Source organism: Streptomyces sp. NPDC056486, from assembly GCF_042795295.1.
Lineage (GTDB): Bacteria > Actinomycetota > Actinomycetes > Streptomycetales > Streptomycetaceae > Streptomyces.
The window spans coordinates 45343-63969 of sequence record NZ_JBHTSF010000041.1; the positions used below are offsets into that span (position 1 = coordinate 45343).

Sequence of the window (18627 nt, forward strand, 5' to 3'; positions counted from 1 at the left end):
GTTTGGCTGTGGTGCTGCTCAGTGGCGGCGTAGTTGTCCTGCGATGGCGTGGCCGATGAAGACGTATACGAGGGCTGCCAGGCCGTAGCCGCAGACCACTCGGGCCCAAGCCTCGTCGAACGTGCTGTGTTTTTCCGGGGGGTGCCCCCGGACCCCCGGGTCGTGCGGTGAGCGTGTCGGGGGGCGGGGTGGTTTGGCTGTGGTGCTGCTCAGTGGCGGCGTAGTTGTCCTGCGATGGCGTGGCCGATGAAGACGTATACGAGGGCTGCCAGGCCGTAGCCGCAGACGACTCGGGCCCAAGCCTCGTCGAACGTGAACAGGTCGTGCGACCAGCCGGCCAGCCAGCGGGCCGCGTCGTGGATGAATTGGACGAGATCGTTGGCGCGGTTCGCGTCCAACAGATACATGAGGATCCACAGGCCGAGGATGATGGCCATCACGTCCGCGACGATGACGACGACCCTCGCTGCAGTGCTGCCACGTGCTTGTCTGGTGGACATGGGGGGACGGGTACCAGGTTCGGCTTGGATGAAACCCGTACGGACTCGCCCGGGTGGCGGGCCCCGCTGTCGGGGGTGAGGCTGCCGGGAGAGCTGTCCACTCCCGGAGGTCCCCGTGCTGCTGTCCGCTGCGACCGTACGCCGGTCGCTCGTCACCCCTGTGCTGTGCGGAGCCCTGCTCGCTGGGTTGACCGCGTGCAACGACGACGCCGACGCCGCTGACTCGGCGTCCACACCGTCCGCCACCAGTTCCGCGCAGAAGCAGAAGTTCGCGAAGACGCGGTTCGTGGCGAACGCGGGGATCGCCGCGGGGGCGACCTACCAGTGGATCGTGAAGCCGTTTCGCGCGGGGAAGTTCAAGAAGGGGGCCGACGGGCGGAAGTTCGCCCTGATCAAGGCCGGGCTCGCGGGGACGCTCGCCTACAACCGCCTCAAGGCGGCGTCGAAGAACGCCAAGGGTGATCCGACGCTGGCCAAGGCGGTGGCGCCGCTGACGGCGGGGATCGATGCGTTGAAGGACCTCCCTTCGAAGTTGCGCAAGGGGGATTCGACGGACTCGGTCGTGAACTCCTTCGATGACGTCATCAACAAGGTGAAGGACGCGGGCAAGGGGGCGGGCGCGGAGGTCAAGGACAAGGTGCCGTCGGCGGGGGACCTGGCGAAGGGCTGAGGGCGGCCACGCGGGGCCCTGGGCGCCGTCATCACCGGCTTCGCCGAGTTCGTCCTCAAACGCCGGACAGGCTGAAATCTTTCAGCCGTCCGGCGATTGAGGACCGGGGTCTGGGGCGGAGCCCCTGCGCGGCGAAGCCGCCAATAGATGCAGCCGGGAAGGGGCGGGGTTGGGGACAAATCAGTGCTCGTTCGACGCCAAGCGCAGCAAATGATCCGCCAGCGCCTGACCCCCCGTGGCCTCCCGGCTGATCAGCATCAGCGTGTCGTCCCCCGCGATCGTCCCCAAGATGTCATGCAGCTCCGCCTGGTCGATCGCCGAGGCGAGGAACTGTGCGGCACCCGGCGGCGTCCGCAGGACGACCAGGTTGGCCGAGGCCTCCGCGGAGATCAGGAGCTCCGAGGAGAGGCGGCGCATCCGCTCCTCCTTGGCGGACTCCCCGAGGGGGGCCCGCGGCGTGCGGAAGCCGCCCTCGCTCGGCACCGCGTAGATGAGGTCGCCCTCGGCATTGCGGATCTTCACGGCGTTCAGCTCGTCCAGGTCCCGCGAGAGCGTCGCCTGCGTGACCGTGAGGCCGTCGTCGGCGAGCAGCTTCGCCAGCTGGCTCTGGGAGCGCACCGGCTGCCGGTTGAGGATGTCCACGATCCGGCGGTGGCGTGCGGTGCGGGTCTGCGGCACGGCGGGCCCGGCGTGATCCGGGTGTTCCACGTGCTCGTTGCCTTGCGCCTGACTCATCGTCGTCTCATTCTCCGGATCGTCCGTCCCCGCCCGCCGCGGTGGCCCGGTCAAGCACGCCGGGCAGGGCCCGGAGGAACGCGTCCACCTCGTCGTCGCGCACGTTCAGCGGCGGCATCAGCCGTACGACATCGGGGGCGGGCGTGTTGACCAGGAAGCCGGCGTCCTGAGCCGCCTGCTGTGCCTGGGGCGCGAGCGGCTCGGTGAGCACGATACCCAGCAGCAGGCCCGCACCCCGGACATGGCCCACGAGCGGGTGTCCGAGTGACTCGATTCCGTCGCGCAGTTTCCCGCTCGCCCGCTTCACGTTGTCCAGGAGCCCGTCGGCCTCGATCGTGTCGAGCACCGCGAGTCCCGCGGCGCAGGCCACGGGGTTCCCGCCGAACGTGGTTCCGTGGTGGCCGGGCTTGAGCAGCTCGGCCGCCGCGCCGAAAGCGACCGTGGCGCCGAGCGGAAGACCGCCGCCCAGACCCTTCGCGAGCGTGACGACGTCGGGCTCCACGCCCTCGTGCGCGAGGTACTCGAACCAGTGCCCGGTGCGGCCGATTCCGGTCTGCACCTCGTCGAGGACGAGCAGCGCGCCGGTTTCCCTGGTGATGTCGCGGGCCGCCTTGAGGTAGCCCGCGGGCGGCACGATGACGCCGTTCTCGCCCTGGACGGGTTCGATGATGACGAGGGCGGTCTCTTCGGTGACCGCGGACCGCAGGGCCTCCACGTCCCCGTACGGGACATGTGTGACGTCACCGGGCAGCGGCAGGAACGGCTCCTGCTTCCCCGGCTGGCCGGTGAGCGCGAGCGCGCCCATGGTCCGGCCGTGGAACCCGCCGTCCGTGGCGACCATGTGCGAACGCCCGGTCAGGCGGCCGATCTTGAAGGCGCCTTCGTTGGCCTCGGCGCCGGAGTTGCAGAAGTACACCCGGCCCGTGCGCCCGAACAGCTGGAGCAGCCGTTCGGCAAGGGCGACCGGCGGCTCGGCGATGAAGAGGTTGGAGACGTGTCCGAGGGACGCGATCTGGGTGCTGACCGCCTCGACGATCGCCGGGTGGGCGTGGCCGAGCGCGTTGACCGCGATGCCGCCGACGAAGTCGACGTACTCCTTGCCGTCGGCGTCCCACAGTTTGCTGCCCGCGCCGCGGACGAGGGGCAGCCTGGGGGTGCCGTAGTTGTCCATCAGCGCGTCCCGCCAGCGCTGGGTCAGCTCCTCGTTGCCGGTCATGCCGCTGCCCCCTCCATATCGTCCTCAGGTGCGTCCGGCACGACCATCGTGCCGATGCCCTCGTCGGTGAAGATCTCGAGCAGGATCGAGTGCTGGACCCGTCCGTCGATCACGCGGGCCGTCTCGACGCCGTTGCGCACGGCGTGCAGGCAGCCCTCCATCTTCGGGACCATGCCGCTGGCCAGCTCGGGAAGGAGCTTCTCCAGCTCCTTCGCGGTCAGGCGGCTGATCACCTCGTCGCTGTGGGGCCAGTCCTCATAGAGGCCCTCGACGTCCGTGAGGACCATGAGGGTCTCGGCGTCCAGCGCAGCCGCAAGTGCCGCAGCCGCCGTATCAGCATTGACGTTGTAGACATGTCCGTCGTCCTGGGAGCGGGCGATCGAGGAGACGACCGGGATGCGGCCGTCCGCGAGCAGGGCCTCGATGGCGCCGGTGTCGATCTCGGTGATCTCACCGACCCGGCCGATGTCGACCAACTCGCCCTCGATACGGGGCTGGTGCTTGGTTGCGGTGATGGTGTGCGCGTCCTCGCCGGTGAGGCCGACGGCGAGCGGGCCGTGCTGGTTGAGCAGGCCGACGAGCTCGCGCTGGACCTGTCCTGCGAGCACCATGCGTACGACGTCCATGGCGTCCTCGGTGGTGACCCGCAGGCCCGCCTTGAACTCGCTGACGATGCCGTGCCGGTCGAGGGCCGCGCTGATCTGCGGTCCGCCGCCGTGCACGACGACGGGCCGCAGGCCCGCGTGGTGCAGGAAGACGACGTCCTGGGCGAAGGCGGCCTTCAGCTCCTCGTCGATCATGGCGTTGCCGCCGAACTTGATGACGACGGTCTTGCCGCGGTGCCGGGTCAGCCAGGGCAGCGCCTCGATGAGGATCTGCGCCTTGGGGAGCGCGGTGTGCTTGCGTGCGGTCGGGTTGCCGCTCGTATGACTGCTCATGAGGCGTACGCGCTGTTCTCGTGGACGTAGTCGGCGGTGAGGTCGTTGGCCCAGATCACCACCGGCTCGGTGGTGCCTGCCGCCAGATCCGCGGTGATCTTGATTTCCCGGTAGCGCATGTCGACGAGGTCGCGGTCCTCGCCCACGCTGCCGTTCTTGCAGACCCAGACGTCGTTGATGGCGACGTTCAGCTGGTCGGGCTCGAAGGCGGCCTTCGTGGTGCCGATGGCGGAGAGCACCCGGCCCCAGTTGGGGTCCTCGCCGTGGAGGGCGCACTTGAGGAGGTTGTTGCGGGCGATGGAGCGGCCCACCTCTACGGCGTCGTCCTCGGAGGCGGCGTTGACGACCTCGATCCGGATGTCCTTGCTCGCGCCCTCGGCGTCGCCGATGAGCTGGCGGGCGAGGTCGTCGCAGACAGTGCGGACGGCATCGGCGAACTCGGCGTACTCCGGGGTGACTTGAGAGGCACCGGAGGCAAGAAGGAGCACCGTGTCGTTCGTCGACATGCAGCCGTCGGAGTCGACACGGTCGAAGGTAACCTTTGTGGCGTCGCGCAGCGCCTTGTCCAGGACACCGGCTTCGAGGTCGGCGTCCGTGGTGAGGACGACGAGCATCGTGGCGAGCCCGGGGGCGAGCATGCCCGCGCCCTTCGCCATGCCGCCGACCGTCCAGCCGTCCTTGGCGACCACGGCCGTCTTGTGCACGCTGTCGGTGGTCTTGATGGCGATGGCGGCCTTCTCGCCGCCGTGCGCGGAGAGTTCACCGGCCGCGCTCTCGACACCCGGCAGGAGCTTGTCCATGGGGAGTGTGACGCCGATGAGTCCCGTCGACGCGACGGCGACCTCGCCCGCGTTCAGGTCGAGGGTCTCGGCGACCTTCTCGGCAGTGGCGTGCGTGTCCTGGAAGCCCTGCGGGCCCGTACAGGCGTTGGCGCCACCGGAGTTGAGGACGACGGCCGAGACGAGTCCGCCCTTGACGACCTGCTCCGACCAGAGGACGGGGGCGGCCTTGACGCGGTTGGAGGTGAAGACGCCCGCAGCGGCCAGGCGGGGCCCGGTGTTGACCACGAGGGCCAGGTCCGGGTTGCCGTTCTCCTTGATTCCGGCGGCGATGCCCGCCGCCGTGAATCCCTGTGCTGCCGTGACGCTCACGGTGCCACTCCGATCGTGGAAAGTCCGAGCTCCTCGGGGAGCCCGAGTGCGATGTTCATGCTCTGCACCGCGCCGCCGGCGGTGCCCTTGGCGAGGTTGTCGATGGCGCTGATCACGATGACGCGCCCCGCCGCCTCGTCGTACGCGACCTGGATCTGCACGGCGTTCGAGCCGTACACCGCGGCGGTCGCCGGCCACTGTCCCTCGGGGAGCAGGTGCACGAACGGCTCGTCCGCGAAGGCCTTCTCGTACACGGCGCGCACGGACTCGGCGGTGACGCCGTCCGTCGCCTTCGCACTGCATGTGGCGAGGATGCCGCGGGGCATCGGGGCGAGGGTGGGCGTGAAGGAGACGGTGACGGGGGTGCCCGCGGCGGCGGACAGGTTCTGGATCATCTCCGGGGTGTGCCGGTGTACGCCGCCGACGCCGTACGGAGACATGGAGCCCATGACCTCGGAGCCCAGCAGGTGCGGCTTGGCGGCCTTGCCCGCGCCCGAGGTCCCGGAAGCGGCGACGATGACCGCTTCGGCCTCGGCGAGCCCGGCGGCGTACGCGGGAAAGAGCGCGAGCGAGACGGCCGTCGGATAGCAGCCGGGCACCGCGATGCGCTTGGACCCTTCGAGGGCCGCGCGGGCGCCCGGCAGTTCGGGCAGACCGTAGGGCCAGGTCCCGGCGTGCTCGCTGCCGTAGAACTTCTCCCAGTCGGCCGCGTCCTTCAGCCGGAAGTCGGCGCCCATGTCGACGACGAGGACGTCCGGGCCGAGCTGCTCGGCGACAGCCGCGGACTGGCCGTGGGGAAGCGCGAGGAAGACGACATCGTGACCGGCGAGAACCTCGGCGGTGGTCGGCTCCAGGACACGGTCGGCGAGCGGCATCAGGTGCGGCTGCAGCGCACCCAGTCGCTGGCCCGCGTTCGAGTTGCCCGTCAGAGCGCCGATCTCCACCTCGGGGTGGACGAGCAGCAGACGCAACAATTCACCGCCCGCGTACCCACTCGCTCCTGCCACTGCTGCACGTACCGCCATGGAACCCTCCTCGTGGAGAGCATGACTATACGCATAGCCGCAGTTTTATGCAATGACGGTGTCGATCCACAGCGTCCCATACGGTCCGTCCAGTAATGCTCAAATTGCGTATGCCGCGCAGGTTCGGCGTCCATCCGTAAGCTCCGGCCATGAAATTCTTCCGGCCGCGCGGTCGAAAAGGCGACGCCAGGCGGTTGTCGAGGCCCCCTTTGTCCGAGGCCATAGCCCTGTACGAGGCCGGGCGTTATGCCGAGGCGGAGGCCGATGCCCGCGCCGTGGCCCGGTCGCGGCCACGCGACGACAAGTACGCACCGCTGGCGCTGGGCATCGCCGCGCTCGCCACGGGCGCCCAGGGCCGCCACGCCGAGGCCCTCGCCACATACGACGAAGCGCTGCCGACCTTCGGCAGGATCTTTGGAGCCGATCACTGGCAGACCCTGAAACTGCGCTCGGACCGCACCCAGCAGCTGACCGCGCTCGGTCGGCACGCCGAGTGTGAGGCAGAGGGTACGGCCGTCGCCCGGATCGCGGCCCGCGGCGCAGGCCCGGAGATGCAGGTCATAGCGGCGGCCGCCCGCAACGGACTGGTCTTCGCCCTCAACGCGCGGGGACGCCACCCGGAGGCCGAAGTGCTCGCCCGCGAGGCCCTGGCCGCCCTTCGCGAACCGGACCGCCTTTCCCTGGTCCTGCGGCTCGGCCTGGCCCGCAGCCTCAACGGCCAGGCCCGCCACGAGGAAGCCCTCGCCGAGGCGGAGCGCGCCGGCGAACTGCGTCGCAGCCTGCCCGCGGAGGAGTGCCACCCAGAGACCGGCGCCGTCGAGCTGGCCGCGGCCACCGCCCTCCTGGGGCAGGGCCACCCCTCCGAAGCCCGCCTCCAGGCCGCAGCCGCTCATGACGCCTGCCTGGCCTCCTTCGGCCCGGACCACCGCCGCACCGTCGAGGCTCGGGCGCTGCTCGATCGCATAGACGGCGCTTGACCGGGCGCGCGATGCCCCCTCCCATCGCGCACGTCCCGCTGAAACAGTCGGCGAGGCTCACGCTCGGCACGTCCGCTCGCCCGGCCTATCCGCGCAGGTTGCCGGGGTCGACGTCGGTCAGGTGGCAGCTGGCCTCCCACAGCCGTGCCGCGACGGCGGTGTCGGAGAGTTGGCTCCATACCGCTTCTTGCCGAGGTGTGCCCCGCAGGCCGAAGAGGTGTGGTCCCCACAGCTGTCCGCCGCGCGCCGCCGGGTCGAGCACCGCTCGCACCGCCGGCCAGGCACCGGCGTGCTTGCCCTGGACGAGCAGGGCGGCGGGTGCTGCGCGCAGCCGCGCGCCGGCGCTTCGCGCATGGACCGGCGGTCGTGGCGGGGTGAGGGAGTCCAGGGCGCCGCCGGGGTGGACCACCAGGCTCTGCACCGGGCTGCCGAGGGCGCGCAGGCGGCGGTCGAGTTCGAGCCCGAAGTACATCTGTGCCAGCTTGGACCGTCCGTAGGTGCGCTTGGCCCGGTAGTCCCGCCGGGATTGGAGGTCGTCCAGGTCAAGGCGTTCCGATTTCGCCGCGAAACTGCCGACGGTCACGACACGTGCCGCCGGTGCGGCCGACAGCAGCGGCATCAGCCGGGCGGTCAGCGCGAAATGCCCGAGGTGATTCGTGCCGAACATGAGTTCATGACCGTCCCCTGTCTCACGACGCGGCGGGTCGTCCAGGGCGACGCCGGCATTGTGGACCACCGCATCGAGAGCGTGTACCTCCAGAGATTCCGCCGCCGCCCTGAGCGATGCCGGGTCGGCAAGGTCAAGGCGTACGGCGCGCACGTCCGCGCCGGGCACGTGCGAGCGGATCGAGGTGATGGCGGCTTCGGCGCGCGCCGGGTCCCGGCTGCCGAGGACGACGGTGGCCCCGGTCGCGGAAAGCTGTTCCGCGATGAAGTATCCGATGCCCGCGTTGCCGCCGGTGACCAGGACGCTGCTGCCCTCGGCACGCGGCAGCCGGTGAACATCCCAGGGCGGGGCGGAGGACGTCGGCGGCATATCGGCAGCTCCTTTGATCCGGCAGGACGAGACGGTTGCGGACGCCCCCGGCGGAGCGGCCTGCCATGCACAGTTCCAGTAAGGACCGACAGATCGCCTACGGATCACCGACCGCCGCGGCCGGGGTGCCGACATCCCGCCTACAGACGGCGCCGACCAGCCGCAGAGGTCAGTCGAGGTCAGCGCCTCAGCTACCGCGCGCCGCGCAGCTGAAGCAAGTACGCCGCGGTCAGCGCGACGGCGCGGTCCTCGTCGTGCGACAGCTCCACGAGGGCACGTGATGTCCTCGCCCCCGGGATGCCCGCAAGGGCCTGGGTCAGCCGTCCGCGTGCGGGTGCCCCGGTGGCGTCGTGGGCGAGGCGGTCGACGAGCCTGGCCGCGATCCGATCGGCCCCCGCGGTGTCACTCGCCAGCACGCTCAGTACATCGGCCGCATCGGTGTCGTTCCTTCCCTCCACGATCATGTCGACGAGCGTCGGGACCACATCGGCCGCACCACGTGCCCCGAGCGCCAGAGCCGCATACCCGCGGACCACGGCGTCGGGGCCGGCGAGGGCATCCCGCAGCCGCGCGTCGGCCTCGTCGCCGGGCATCTCGGCGAGGGACCGGACGGCACGTTCGCGCACCGCGGCCACCGGTGAGCCGAGGCCCTGTGCAAGGAGCGCCGGGCCGCCGTCGCCCGATCGCGCCAGCGCCCATCGAAGGGCCCCTGCGACGTTCGGATCCGTCTCGCCGAGTGCCGCCTCGACCAGGGCCTCCACCGGCACCGGAACCTCGTCGACCGAGGAGAGGGCCGCGCGCTGGCGGGCGTCGGCGCTCTTCGAGCCGAGGGCCTGGAGCAGCGCGACGACCTGGAGGACGTCCTCCCAGCCCGCGGGGTCCGCGGCATCGATCCTGCGCAGCCGCGTGAGCAGCTCGGTCTCGGCCGCGATGCGTTCGCGTGTCCGCAGGATGAGGTCGTCGACGAGCGCCGACGGCACGAAGTCGGGGTCGTCGAGCGCACGCCCGATCTCACGCAGCGAAAGCCCCAGCGACCGCAGGCTCTCGACATGGAAGATCCGCCGGATGTCCTGCCCCGAGTACTCCCGATAGCCGGAGCCCGTACGACCCGAAGGCCGCACAAGACCGAGCGACTCGTAATGCCGGAGCATGCGGGCACTGACCCCGGACCGTCGCGCCACCTCACCGATCAACACGTCCTGTTGTCCCTCCCGCGTCCCTGCGTCCTATCGTCCCTCCTGGCCGGATCCGCCGAGGGCCACCACGCGCTTGGCCTCCTCGATCGCGAACTCGAATCCGGTGTCCGGGTCGCGCAGCAGCCGTTCCGTGGCGAGCGCGTGCGTGCGCACACGCGGGTCAGGGGCCGCCGTCGCCGCACGCAGGGCCGGCGCGATCACTTCACCCAGCGCGACCAGCGCCCGGCTGAGGCTCAGCTGCGTCTCCCGCTCACCGCGCCCTAGCTGCGTCGCAAGGACCGTGGCCAGCGCGGACTCCTCGCCTTCCGGTACGAGCAGGACCGCCGCCCGCCAGGCGCTCCGGGCCACTTCGTCGTCGCTGTCGGACAGCAGCGTCCGTGTGATCGCCGGCCACGCCCGCCGGTCCCCGATCTTGGACAGCGTGTGCAGCGCCTGGCTCCGGGCCTGCGGACGCTCCGAGCGGACCTCGCGGACAAGGCCGGGGAGCGTCATGGACACCGGATGGCGGGTGAGCGCCCAGGTCAGCATGTCGCGGACGAAGAACTCGGGTTCGATCGCGCATCGCTCGACGAGCTTGTCGACGAAGCGCGGGTCGGGCGCCGTACCGACCGCCAGAGCAGCTCGCAGTCGCACCGACGAACGGTCGTCCTCCAGCGCCCGGAGCGCTCGTAGCGCGTCCGTGTCATGCGTCGTGGTCGTCATCGAGACCACCTCCTCGACGAGCAGTGAAGACCTTGCCACCGTGTCAAGGTCAAACAGGGCGAGCTGAAGCGCCGCGTCGCACGATGAGATCGCACGAGGTCCAACGGCGACGCTCGATGAGTTTGTGCGGGAGGAAGGGTCAGTACAGGTAACAGGTAGACAGACACGCGCTCCGCCGACGACAGGAGAGAGTCATGCCCCGGATCACGCCCACCCTCTGGTTCGACACGCAGGGCAAGGACGCCGCCGAGTTCTACGTCTCGGTCTTCCCCAACTCGAAGATCACGAATGTCTCGCACTACGGCGATGCCGGGCCCCGACCGGCCGGGACCGTGATGACCGTGGAGTTCGAGCTCGACGGCCGGCCGTACATGGTGCTCAACGGCGGCCCCCAGTTCACCTTCAACGAGGCGATCTCCTTCTCGATCGACTGTGCCGACCAGGAAGAGGTCGACCACTACTGGACGAAGCTCTCCGAGGGCGGCGAGGAAGGCCCGTGCGGCTGGCTCAAGGACAGGTTCGGGCTCTCCTGGCAGGTCGTCCCCGCCGACCTGGGCAAGCTCATGTCCGACCCCGACCAGGGGCGGGCACAGCGCGCCATGGCGGCCATGCTCGGCATGAAGAAGCTCGACGTGGCGGCGCTGTACGCGGCGGCGGACGGTAAGTGACCGCCTCAACGCCAGGTCAAATGGCTTGACTTGGAGTCGACTCCAACTCCTAAGGTCGGATCCGTCCGCCCCGAACAGGGCACACGGATCCACCTGGAGGTACCGCCATGACCGGCATTCCCACCCGCGGTCTCGGAGGACTGACCGTTTCCGCGCAGGGGCTCGGCTGCATGGGGATGAGTCACGCGTACGGCGCCGCGGACGACGCACAGTCGATCGCGACGATCCACCGCGCCCTCGACCTCGGCGTCACCCTGCTCGACACCTCCGACATCTACGGCGCGGGGCACAACGAAGAGCTGGTCGGCCGCGCGCTTGCCGGGCGGCGTGAGCAGGCCGTCGTCGCCACGAAGTTCGGCTTCGCCAACGGACCCGGTGAACCGACGAAGATCAGGGGCGACGCCGCCTACGTACGACAGGCGTGCGAGGCGTCGCTGCGGCGCCTCGGCATCGACCACATCGACCTGTACTACCTGCACCGGGTCGATCAGAGCGTGCCGATCGAGGAGACCGTCAGCGCGCTGGCCGAGCTCGTCGAGGCCGGGAAGATACGCCACATCGGGCTCTCCGAGGCGAGCGCGCAGACGATCCGACGGGCGCACGCGGTGCATCCGATCGCCGCGCTGCAGAGCGAGTGGTCGCTGTGGACGCGCGATCTGGAGGCGGAGATCGCACCGGTCTGCGGGGAGCTCGGCATCGGCGTCGTACCGTTCTCGCCGCTCGGGCGCGGCTTCCTGACCGGGCGGTACACCTCCGTCGACAGCCTCCAGGAAGGCGACATGCGGCGCGGGCAGCCGCGGTTCGCCGACGGGAACCTCGAACGGAACCTGTCCATCGTGGCCGCCCTCGACGCGCTCGCCGCCAAGAAGGGCGTTACCGCGGGGCAGCTCGCCCTGGCCTGGGTGCAGCACCGCGGCGACAACGTGGTGCCGATTCCGGGCACGCGCCGGGAGAAGTACCTCACGGAGAACCTGGGCGCACTCGCCGTCGAGCTGTCCGCCGATGAGCTCGCGGCGATCGAAGCGGTGGCCCCCGCCGGTACGGTCGCGGGAACGCGCTACGACGAGAACAGCCTCGGCTTCGTCGAGAAGTAGAAGGAGAAGCACCCCGAGTAAAGTGCGGATCATGAACGACGCGTACTACGCGGTGCCGGACGTGCTCGCGTACCTGGCCGGTGAGTGGACGGTCGAGCGGACGGCACAGGACCTGGCCGGGAACGCGGAGGGGCACTTCACGGGCACGACGGTGTTCACGCCCCTTGACGACGGCGGTGGCGGCCTCCTGCATCACGAGTCCGGCACCTTCGTCTGGCGGGGTACCGCCCGCCCCGCCGAACGCACGCTGCGTTTCCTGCCGGGCGACGACCCGGCCACCGCACATGTGCACTTCGCCGACGGCCGTCCCTTCCACGATCTGGACCTGCGCACCGGCAGGCACACCGCCGACCATCCGTGCGCGCTCGACCTCTACCGGGGTGAGTTCGAGGTGTACGACGAGCGGCGCTGGCGGATGCGGTGGCGGGTGGCAGGACCCGCCAAAGACCTGATCCTCACGACCGCGTATACGCGATCCGCAGGTTCCAGCGACCGCCGTGACCGGTCAGCGTGACCGTCGACAGGGGGTGGACGTCGATGTTCCAGTACGTCGCCGGGGGCGCCTTCAGGGCGTAGACGAGGGCCGCGCGGACCACCGCGGGCTCGGCCACCGCGAGGATCCGTGAGCCGTCGTCGACGGGTCGTGTGTCCAGCCAGCCGCCGATCCGCGAGATGAACGCGAGGAGCGACTCTCCGCCGTGCGGCGCCGAGCGCGGGTCGCGCAGCCAGGCCTCGACGGCGGCCGGTTCGCTCGCCGTCACGTCACCGAGGGTCAGACCGCGCCAGCGCCCCATGTCGCAGTCCCGCAGGGCCGGTTGGGCCAGGGGCGCGAAGCCGAGGGCGTCGCCGGTCGCGCGGCTGCGCGGCGTGGGCGAGCAGTAGCGCAGCTCGGCCACGCCGAGCGGAAGCAGCGCGGGTGCGGCGAGCTGGATCTCGTGCCATCCCGCCTGGTCGAGCGGCCGGTCGTCGTCGAAACGCTCGGCGAGCAGCGAGCCGCTTCGCGCGGCGGCTATGAGCGATACACGAACGTGCATGCGGTGATCGTGGGGTGCGTGGCTGTGCAGGTCAAGGCTTCGCCGTGAGTACGTACGCGGTCATCGCGCCCGGGGAGCCGCTCACTGTCTGCCGAGCGCCATCCACTTCGCCGGGTCTTCGAGGGCACCGAATCCGACCTTCTCGTACACCCCGTGCGCATCGGCCGTAGCCAGCAGAATCCGCCGCAGACCGTACGGCTCCAGATGGTCCCTGACCGCGGCCACGAGCGCGCTCCCGAAGCCCTTGCCCCGCACCGCCCGGTCGACGTACACGTCACAGAGCCAGGCGAAGGTCGTCCGGTCCGTCACCACGCGGGCGTACGCGACCTGCTCGCCGGAGGCTTCCTCGTAGACCCCGAAGTTGAGCGATCCGGCGATCGCCCGGTCCTGCTTCTCGCGGGCCCGCCCCATCGCCCAGTACGCGTCCGTGGAGAGCCATCGATGGACGCGGGCGGCGTCGAGGCGTGCGGCGTCGGTGGAGATCTCGTACCCCGCGGGAAGGGTGTGAAGTGCGTCGGTCATGGTCGCAAGGCTGGCAGGCGCCCCGACGGACCGTCGAGCGGATTTCACCCGGCGGCGCGGGGCGGACCTCAGCCGGACGCCCCGCGCACCTCGTCACACGCCGTCCGGAGCCTGCGCACCCCCTCGCCGATCTCCCCCATGCCCGCGACCGCCGCGAAGCTCAACCGCAGGTACGCCGCCGGGGGTTCGGCGGCGAAGTACGCGCGGCCGGGGGCCACCGCGACGCCCGCTCGCGAGGCCGCGCCCACCAGGTCCGTCTCGTTCGTGCCGTCGGGCAGGCGCAGCCACAGGAGGTAGCCGCCCGCGGGGATGTGCGGCAGGGCGAGTTCGGGCAGGTTCAGGCGCAGGGCCGCCGCCATCGCGTCCCTGCGCTCCTTCAACTCGCGCGCCACGTCCCGGAGATGGCGGGGCCACGCCGGGGAACCGACCAGTTCGAGCGCCGCCTCCTGAAGCGGTCTCGGCACGAAGAAGTGGTCGACGACCTGGATCGCGCGCAGCCGTTCGAGGACCGGTCCGCGCGCGACGAGGGCGCTCACCCGGAAGCTCGGTGAGGTGGCCTTGGTGAGCGAGCAGACGTGCACGACGACTCCGTCCGGGTCGTCGGACTGCAGCGGCCTGGGCAGCGGACCCGCGTCTTCGTGGACGAGGCGGCGCACGAAGTCGTCCTCGATGACGAAGGCCCCGGCCTCGCGCGCGATGCGAAGGACCTCGGGGCGGCGCTCCGGCGAGAGCACCGCCCCCGTCGGATTCTGGAAGAGCGGCTGGCAGACGAACACCCGCGCCCCCGTGGCCTTGAACGCCGCGGCGAGCAGGTCGGGACGTACGCCGTCCGTGTCCACCGGCACCGGCACAGGACGCAGCCCCGCCGCGCGGGCGATCGCCAGCATGCCGGGATACGTCGGCGACTCGACGAGGACCGGCGCCCCGGGCGGGGCGAGCGCTCGCAGCGCCGTGGTGAGCGCGCTCTGGCCGCCCGCGGTGATCAGCACCTCGGCGGCCGTGATCGCGCCGCCGATGCCCCGCGCGAACCACTCCCGCAGCTCGGGAAGCCCGTCGAGCGGCGGCCTCCCCCATGCGCCGGGCCGCCGTCCGGCCCGCGCGAGGGCCGACGCCATCGCGCGCTCGGGCTGCAGCGAAGGATGCAGATAGCCGCCGTTGAACTCGATGACGCCGGGCGACGGCGCCGCGAGCGTGACCACGACCCCGGAGGCGTCCACGGCGCGCGGCACCAGCTCCGTCGCCACATCCGCGCTCAGCGCCACCTCCTGCCACGAGGTGTCCCCCGCGGGCGCGGCAGCGGTCTGCGGCTCGGCGCGGAAGACACCGGCGCCGGGCCGCGTGACGACAAGACCCTCGGCGGCCAGCTGCCCCAGGGCCCGCGACACGGTCACCGGACTCACCCGGAACCGGTCGACAAGCGCTCGACTCGACGGCAGCTTTCCACCTGGCGAGTAGCGGTCAACCTCGTCCCGCAACTGTCTTGCCAAATCAGCGACACTGCTACCCTCGTACATGACAGCACAGGATAGCGCTACTCGCCCGAGTCGGATAGCAGTTACTACGACCACGCCCACCGGCACGATCACGGGCACGGGCAACAGCTCCCGCCGCAGCGGCACCGTCATGGCCGCACTCGGCGTCACCGCCTTCTCGCTCACCTTCCCCTCCACCGCCTGGGGCCTCGAGGGCATCGGCCCCTGGTCGTTCGTGGCCCTGCGCGCCGTCCTGAGCGCGGTCATAGCGGGCGGCGCCCTGCTCGCCCTGCGCGTCCCGCTGCCCGCCCGCCGCCACTGGGCCGGGCTCGCCGTCGTCGGCGCCGGAGTCGTCATCGGCTTCCCGCTGCTCACCACGCTCGCCCTGCAGACCTCCACCACCGCCCACGCGGCCGTGGTCGTCGGCCTGCTCCCCCTGACGACCGCCGTGTTCTCGGCGCTGCGCACCGGGGCACGCCCCTCGCGGATGTTCTGGGTGGCGGCCCTGGCGGGTGCGGCCGCGGTGATCGCGTTCACCGTGCAGCAGAGCGGCGGCGCCCTGTCGTCCGCGGACCTCTACCTCTTCGGCTCACTGCTGATCTGCGCGGCCGGTTACACCGAGGGCGGCCGGCTCGCCCGCGAGATGCCGGGCTGGCAGGTCATCGGCTGGGCACTCGTCCTGTGCCTGCCGCTCGCCGCGATCGGCGCGACGCTCGCCCTCCAGCACGAGGCCTTCCAGCTCACCGGGCACAGCACCGCCGGGCTCCTCTACTCCGCCATCGGCTCGCAGTTCCTCGGCCTGGTCGTCTGGTACCGCGGCATGGCGGCGATCGGCGTCCCCAAGGCCAGCCAGCTCCAGCTCGCGCAGCCGCTGCTCACCCTGGTCTGGTCGGTGTTCCTGCTCGGCGAGCACCTCACGCCCGCCGCGCCACTGACCGCGGCCGCCGTCCTCGTGTGCATCGCGGTCACCCAACGGGCGCGCGGCTAGGTCTCTCGCTCCAGGCGCCGACGGCCAGGCCTCAGCTTCCCCCACCGGACGTAGACTTGCGGCCACGGAAAGCAACCGCAGGGTGGGACGAGGAGGTCGCTCCAGATGCGTGCAACCGTAGGCGACGAGCTGGTGCTGCACGGCAGGACCGTCGGGCAGCACGACCGGATCGGGGAGGTCGTCGAGGTGCTCGGCGCGGACGGCGGCCCGCCGTACCGCGTCCGCTTCGAGGACGGCCACGAGACGCTGATGTCACCGGGCCCCGACACTGTCGTACGACACCAGGACCCGGCTCAGTAACTGTTCGGCTGGAGCGGATCAGCGGGGCGGCTTGACCGGCTTGCGGTAGTGGTCGGCGACCACGCGCGCCATCGCACCGTTCTTGTCCACGCCCACTTCCTTCGCCGAGAAGTACACATGCCCGCGCGCCTGCGGGAACCCCTTGGCGTACGTGAGGTGGCGGGACAGCTCAGCCGGGTCCTGCCAGGGCGCGGGCTGCGCCGGATCGCCCGCCTTGTAGAGGGCCTCTCCCACATAGAGGCGCACGCCCGTGCCGCTGACGACATCGGCCCACCAGGGCAGCAGCTTGCCGTAGTCCGCGACGGTGAAACCGATGTTCCAGTAGAGCTGCGGGCAGATGTAGTCGAGCCAGCCCTTCTTGACCCACCCGCGGGTGTCGGCGTGCAGGTTGTCGTAGGTCTGTACGCCCGCCTGGGTGTCCGAACCGAGCGGATCGGTCGAGGCGTTGCGCCAGACCCCGAACGGGCTGATCCCGAACTGCACGTGCTTACGCACCTTCTTCACCCGCGTCGCCATCTCGCGCACCAGGCGGTCGATGTTGTCGCGGCGCCAGGCGGCCCGGTCCGGGAAGCCGCCGCCGTAGCGCGCGAAGGCGTCGTCGTCGTCGAAGATCTGCCCGGCGACCGGATACGGGTAGAAGTAGTCGTCCCAGTGCACGGCGTCGATGGCGTAGTGGCGCACGGCGTCGAGCATCGCGTCCTGGACGAAGCGCCGCACCTCGGGCAGGCCGGGGTTGTAGTACAGCTTCCCGCCGTACGGCACGACCCAGTCCGGGTGCAGCCGCGCGGGGTGTGTCGGGACGAGGCGCGAGGGGTCCGTGTGGTTGGCGATACGGAAGGGGTTGAACCAGGCGTGCAGTTCAAGGCCCCTGCGGTGCGCCTCGGTCACGGCGGTGCCCAGCGGGTCCCAGCCGGGATGCTTGCCCTGCACGCCGGTCAGACACTCCGCCCACGGCTCGTACGGCGAGGGCCACAACGCGTCGGCGGTGGGGCGCACTTGGAAGACCACCGCGTTCAGCTTGCGCCGGACGGCCGTGTCGAGATGGCCGATCAGCTCGGCGCGCTGCTGGGCCGCCGTGAGGCCGGGCTTCGACGGCCAGTCGCGGTTGGCGACGGTCGCCAGCCACATGCCCCGCAGCTCACGGCGGGACGGCGCGCGCTCGGGAACGGCCGCGGCGTCCCCCGCAGCTGTGAGCCCCGCCACCATTGTGGCCGCCGCAATCGTGAACCCTCGGCGTGACATACGCCTCATCCGCTCGCCCCCTGGGCTGCTATATCCGCCGGAACCGCAGTCTGTAGGGGACAGCATGCCCGACCCGGCACGTCACGCACCGGAGGTTCCGGAGTAACGTTCGCCGCTGGGGCAGACGCCGCAACCGTACGGGGGGCTGCCCGCCCGTTGATCAGCGAAAGGCACGAGGTGACCGACTCTATGCCCGACATTGAACGCGTCGGAGTAGTGGGCTGTGGCCAGATGGGCGCCGGGATCGCGGAGGTCTGCGCCCGCTCCGGACTCGATGTGAAGGTCGCCGAGACCACCGGCGAGGCCCTGGAGATCGGCCGCACCCGGCTCTACAACTCCCTCTCCAAGGCCGCCGAACGCGGCAAGATCTCGGACGAGGAGCGCGACGAGACGCTCGCCCGTCTCAGCTTCACGACCGACCTCGGGGAGTTCTCCGACCGCGACCTCGTGATCGAGGCGGTCGTCGAGAACGAGGCGGTCAAGACCGAGATCTTCCAGGTGCTCGACCAGGTGGTGACCCGGCAGGACGCGATCCTCGCCTCCAACACCTCGTCCATCCCGCTGGTGAAGCTGGCTGTCGCGACGTCCCGCCCCGACGCGGTCATCGGCATCCACTTCTTCAACCCGGCACCGGTGCAGCAGCTCGTGGAGCTGATCCCCGCGCTCACGACGTCCGAGGGGACGATCAGCCGGGCGCAGTCCATGGTCGAGAAGGTGCTCGGCAAGCACGCGATCCGCGCGCAGGACCGCTCGGGCTTCGTGGTCAACGCGCTGCTCATCCCGTATCTGCTCTCCGCGATCCGGATGTTCGAGTCGGGCATCGCGAGCCGCGAGGACATCGACAACGGCATGGAGCTCGGCTGCGCCCACCCGATGGGCCCGCTCAAGCTCGCCGACCTGATCGGCCTCGACACCGTCGCCTCGGTCGCGGACAGCATGTACGCCGAGTACAAGGAGCCGCTGTACGCCGCTCCCCCGCTGCTCCAGCGGATGGTGGACGCCGGCCGTCTCGGCCGCAAGTCCGGCTCGGGCTTCTATCCGTACGCCTGATACGTACAGCTGATACAGACGACTGACACGTACGGCGGATACGTACGCCTGGTACGCCTCACACCGGCACCCGGCACTTCGCACCTCACGCGGGCCCGGCACTCGATCGAG

At 70.7% G+C, this 18627-nt stretch carries 21 protein-coding genes; 8 read left to right on the plus strand and 13 right to left on the minus strand.

Annotated features, from left to right (window positions below; translation table 11 throughout):
- Positions 1-209: 209 nt before the first annotated feature.
- A complete protein-coding gene (locus ACFQ7F_RS18535) occupies positions 210-500 on the minus strand; it encodes a hypothetical protein (RefSeq protein ID WP_383271584.1) in 291 nt (96 codons plus the stop codon).
- Positions 501-615: 115 nt separating this feature from the next.
- On the opposite strand from ACFQ7F_RS18535, the gene ACFQ7F_RS18540 reads away from it, so the two are divergent.
- Positions 616-1170, plus strand: a complete 555-nt coding sequence (locus ACFQ7F_RS18540; protein ID WP_383271586.1) for a hypothetical protein — start codon at positions 616-618, stop codon at positions 1168-1170.
- Between the two features lie 180 nt (positions 1171-1350).
- On the opposite strand, the gene ACFQ7F_RS18545 is transcribed toward ACFQ7F_RS18540, so the two are convergent.
- Genes ACFQ7F_RS18545 through argC form a run of 5 tightly spaced genes read right to left on the minus strand, consistent with a single transcriptional unit; the run spans position 1351 to position 6235 of the window.
- Positions 1351-1905 (minus strand): arginine repressor, encoded by a 555-nt coding sequence (locus tag ACFQ7F_RS18545; RefSeq protein ID WP_383271588.1) that lies wholly within the window; start codon positions 1903-1905, stop codon positions 1351-1353.
- 7 nt (positions 1906-1912) lie between these two features.
- Positions 1913-3121: an acetylornithine transaminase gene (locus ACFQ7F_RS18550; RefSeq protein ID WP_383271590.1), complete on the minus strand. Its 1209-nt coding sequence runs from the start codon at positions 3119-3121 to the stop codon at positions 1913-1915.
- The gene (gene argB, locus ACFQ7F_RS18555) at positions 3118-4059 is read right to left on the minus strand and encodes an acetylglutamate kinase (protein ID WP_383271592.1); all 942 of its coding nucleotides are present in this window, start codon (positions 4057-4059) and stop codon (positions 3118-3120) included. Before argB ends, ACFQ7F_RS18550 begins: the two co-directional genes overlap by 4 nt.
- A complete protein-coding gene (argJ, locus tag ACFQ7F_RS18560; protein WP_383271594.1) occupies positions 4056-5210 on the minus strand; it encodes a bifunctional glutamate N-acetyltransferase/amino-acid acetyltransferase ArgJ in 1155 nt (384 codons plus the stop codon). The genes argB and argJ overlap by 4 nt, the downstream gene beginning before the upstream one ends.
- Positions 5207-6235, minus strand: coding sequence for an N-acetyl-gamma-glutamyl-phosphate reductase (gene argC, locus ACFQ7F_RS18565; protein ID WP_383271596.1), 1029 nt, complete (start codon positions 6233-6235; stop codon positions 5207-5209). Before argC ends, argJ begins: the two co-directional genes overlap by 4 nt.
- Before the next feature lie 149 nt (positions 6236-6384).
- Here argC and ACFQ7F_RS18570 point away from each other — a divergent pair, with 149 nt between their 5' ends.
- Complete coding sequence (locus ACFQ7F_RS18570; RefSeq protein WP_383271598.1) at positions 6385-7212, plus strand: tetratricopeptide repeat protein; 828 nt, start codon at positions 6385-6387, stop codon at positions 7210-7212.
- Between the two features lie 85 nt (positions 7213-7297).
- Here ACFQ7F_RS18570 and ACFQ7F_RS18575 read toward each other — a convergent pair whose 3' ends face one another.
- From ACFQ7F_RS18575 to ACFQ7F_RS18585, 3 genes are all read right to left on the minus strand, one after another.
- A complete protein-coding gene (locus ACFQ7F_RS18575; protein WP_383271600.1) occupies positions 7298-8248 on the minus strand; it encodes an SDR family NAD(P)-dependent oxidoreductase in 951 nt (316 codons plus the stop codon).
- Positions 8249-8439: 191 nt separating this feature from the next.
- The gene (locus tag ACFQ7F_RS18580; protein WP_383271602.1) at positions 8440-9444 is read right to left on the minus strand and encodes a MerR family transcriptional regulator; all 1005 of its coding nucleotides are present in this window, start codon (positions 9442-9444) and stop codon (positions 8440-8442) included.
- A 30-nt stretch (positions 9445-9474) separates the two neighbouring features.
- Positions 9475-10146 carry a HEAT repeat domain-containing protein gene (locus tag ACFQ7F_RS18585; protein WP_383271626.1) on the minus strand — a complete coding sequence of 224 codons (672 nt, stop codon included), beginning with the start codon at positions 10144-10146 and terminating at the stop codon, positions 9475-9477.
- Between the two features lie 194 nt (positions 10147-10340).
- Between ACFQ7F_RS18585 and ACFQ7F_RS18590 the strand changes: the two genes are divergently transcribed.
- From ACFQ7F_RS18590 to ACFQ7F_RS18600, 3 genes are all read left to right on the plus strand, one after another.
- On the plus strand, positions 10341-10814 hold the full coding sequence (locus tag ACFQ7F_RS18590) for a VOC family protein (protein ID WP_383271604.1): 474 nt from the start codon (positions 10341-10343) through the stop codon (positions 10812-10814).
- 107 nt (positions 10815-10921) lie between these two features.
- Positions 10922-11908, plus strand: a complete 987-nt coding sequence (locus ACFQ7F_RS18595; protein WP_383271606.1) for an aldo/keto reductase — start codon at positions 10922-10924, stop codon at positions 11906-11908.
- A 31-nt stretch (positions 11909-11939) separates the two neighbouring features.
- A complete protein-coding gene (locus ACFQ7F_RS18600; RefSeq protein WP_383271608.1) occupies positions 11940-12422 on the plus strand; it encodes a DUF6314 family protein in 483 nt (160 codons plus the stop codon).
- On the opposite strand, the gene ACFQ7F_RS18605 is transcribed toward ACFQ7F_RS18600, so the two are convergent.
- The 3 genes from ACFQ7F_RS18605 to ACFQ7F_RS18615 form a co-directional block, all read right to left on the minus strand.
- Positions 12364-12942 carry a histidine phosphatase family protein gene (locus tag ACFQ7F_RS18605; RefSeq protein ID WP_383271610.1) on the minus strand — a complete coding sequence of 193 codons (579 nt, stop codon included), beginning with the start codon at positions 12940-12942 and terminating at the stop codon, positions 12364-12366. The two genes, ACFQ7F_RS18600 and ACFQ7F_RS18605, sit on opposite strands and share 59 nt — an antisense overlap.
- A gap of 81 nt (positions 12943-13023) precedes the next feature.
- Positions 13024-13464 (minus strand): GNAT family N-acetyltransferase, encoded by a 441-nt coding sequence (locus tag ACFQ7F_RS18610; RefSeq protein ID WP_383271612.1) that lies wholly within the window; start codon positions 13462-13464, stop codon positions 13024-13026.
- Positions 13465-13532: 68 nt separating this feature from the next.
- Positions 13533-14978 (minus strand): PLP-dependent aminotransferase family protein, encoded by a 1446-nt coding sequence (locus ACFQ7F_RS18615; RefSeq protein ID WP_383271614.1) that lies wholly within the window; start codon positions 14976-14978, stop codon positions 13533-13535.
- Here ACFQ7F_RS18615 and ACFQ7F_RS18620 point away from each other — a divergent pair.
- Together ACFQ7F_RS18620 and ACFQ7F_RS18625 are read left to right on the plus strand one after the other, a co-directional pair.
- Positions 14977-15924, plus strand: a complete 948-nt coding sequence (locus tag ACFQ7F_RS18620; protein WP_383271616.1) for a DMT family transporter — start codon at positions 14977-14979, stop codon at positions 15922-15924. The genes ACFQ7F_RS18615 and ACFQ7F_RS18620 overlap by 2 nt on opposite strands.
- Positions 15925-16029: 105 nt before the next feature.
- Positions 16030-16224, plus strand: a complete 195-nt coding sequence (locus ACFQ7F_RS18625; protein ID WP_383271618.1) for a DUF1918 domain-containing protein — start codon at positions 16030-16032, stop codon at positions 16222-16224.
- A gap of 18 nt (positions 16225-16242) precedes the next feature.
- Here the strand turns inward: ACFQ7F_RS18625 and ACFQ7F_RS18630 are convergent, their stop codons facing one another.
- Positions 16243-17475, minus strand: a complete 1233-nt coding sequence (locus tag ACFQ7F_RS18630) for a glycoside hydrolase family 10 protein (RefSeq protein WP_383271620.1) — start codon at positions 17473-17475, stop codon at positions 16243-16245.
- Positions 17476-17655: 180 nt separating this feature from the next.
- Here ACFQ7F_RS18630 and ACFQ7F_RS18635 point away from each other — a divergent pair, with 180 nt between their 5' ends.
- Complete coding sequence (locus tag ACFQ7F_RS18635) at positions 17656-18516, plus strand: 3-hydroxybutyryl-CoA dehydrogenase (protein ID WP_383271622.1); 861 nt, start codon at positions 17656-17658, stop codon at positions 18514-18516.
- The last annotated feature ends 111 nt before the right edge of the window (positions 18517-18627 follow it).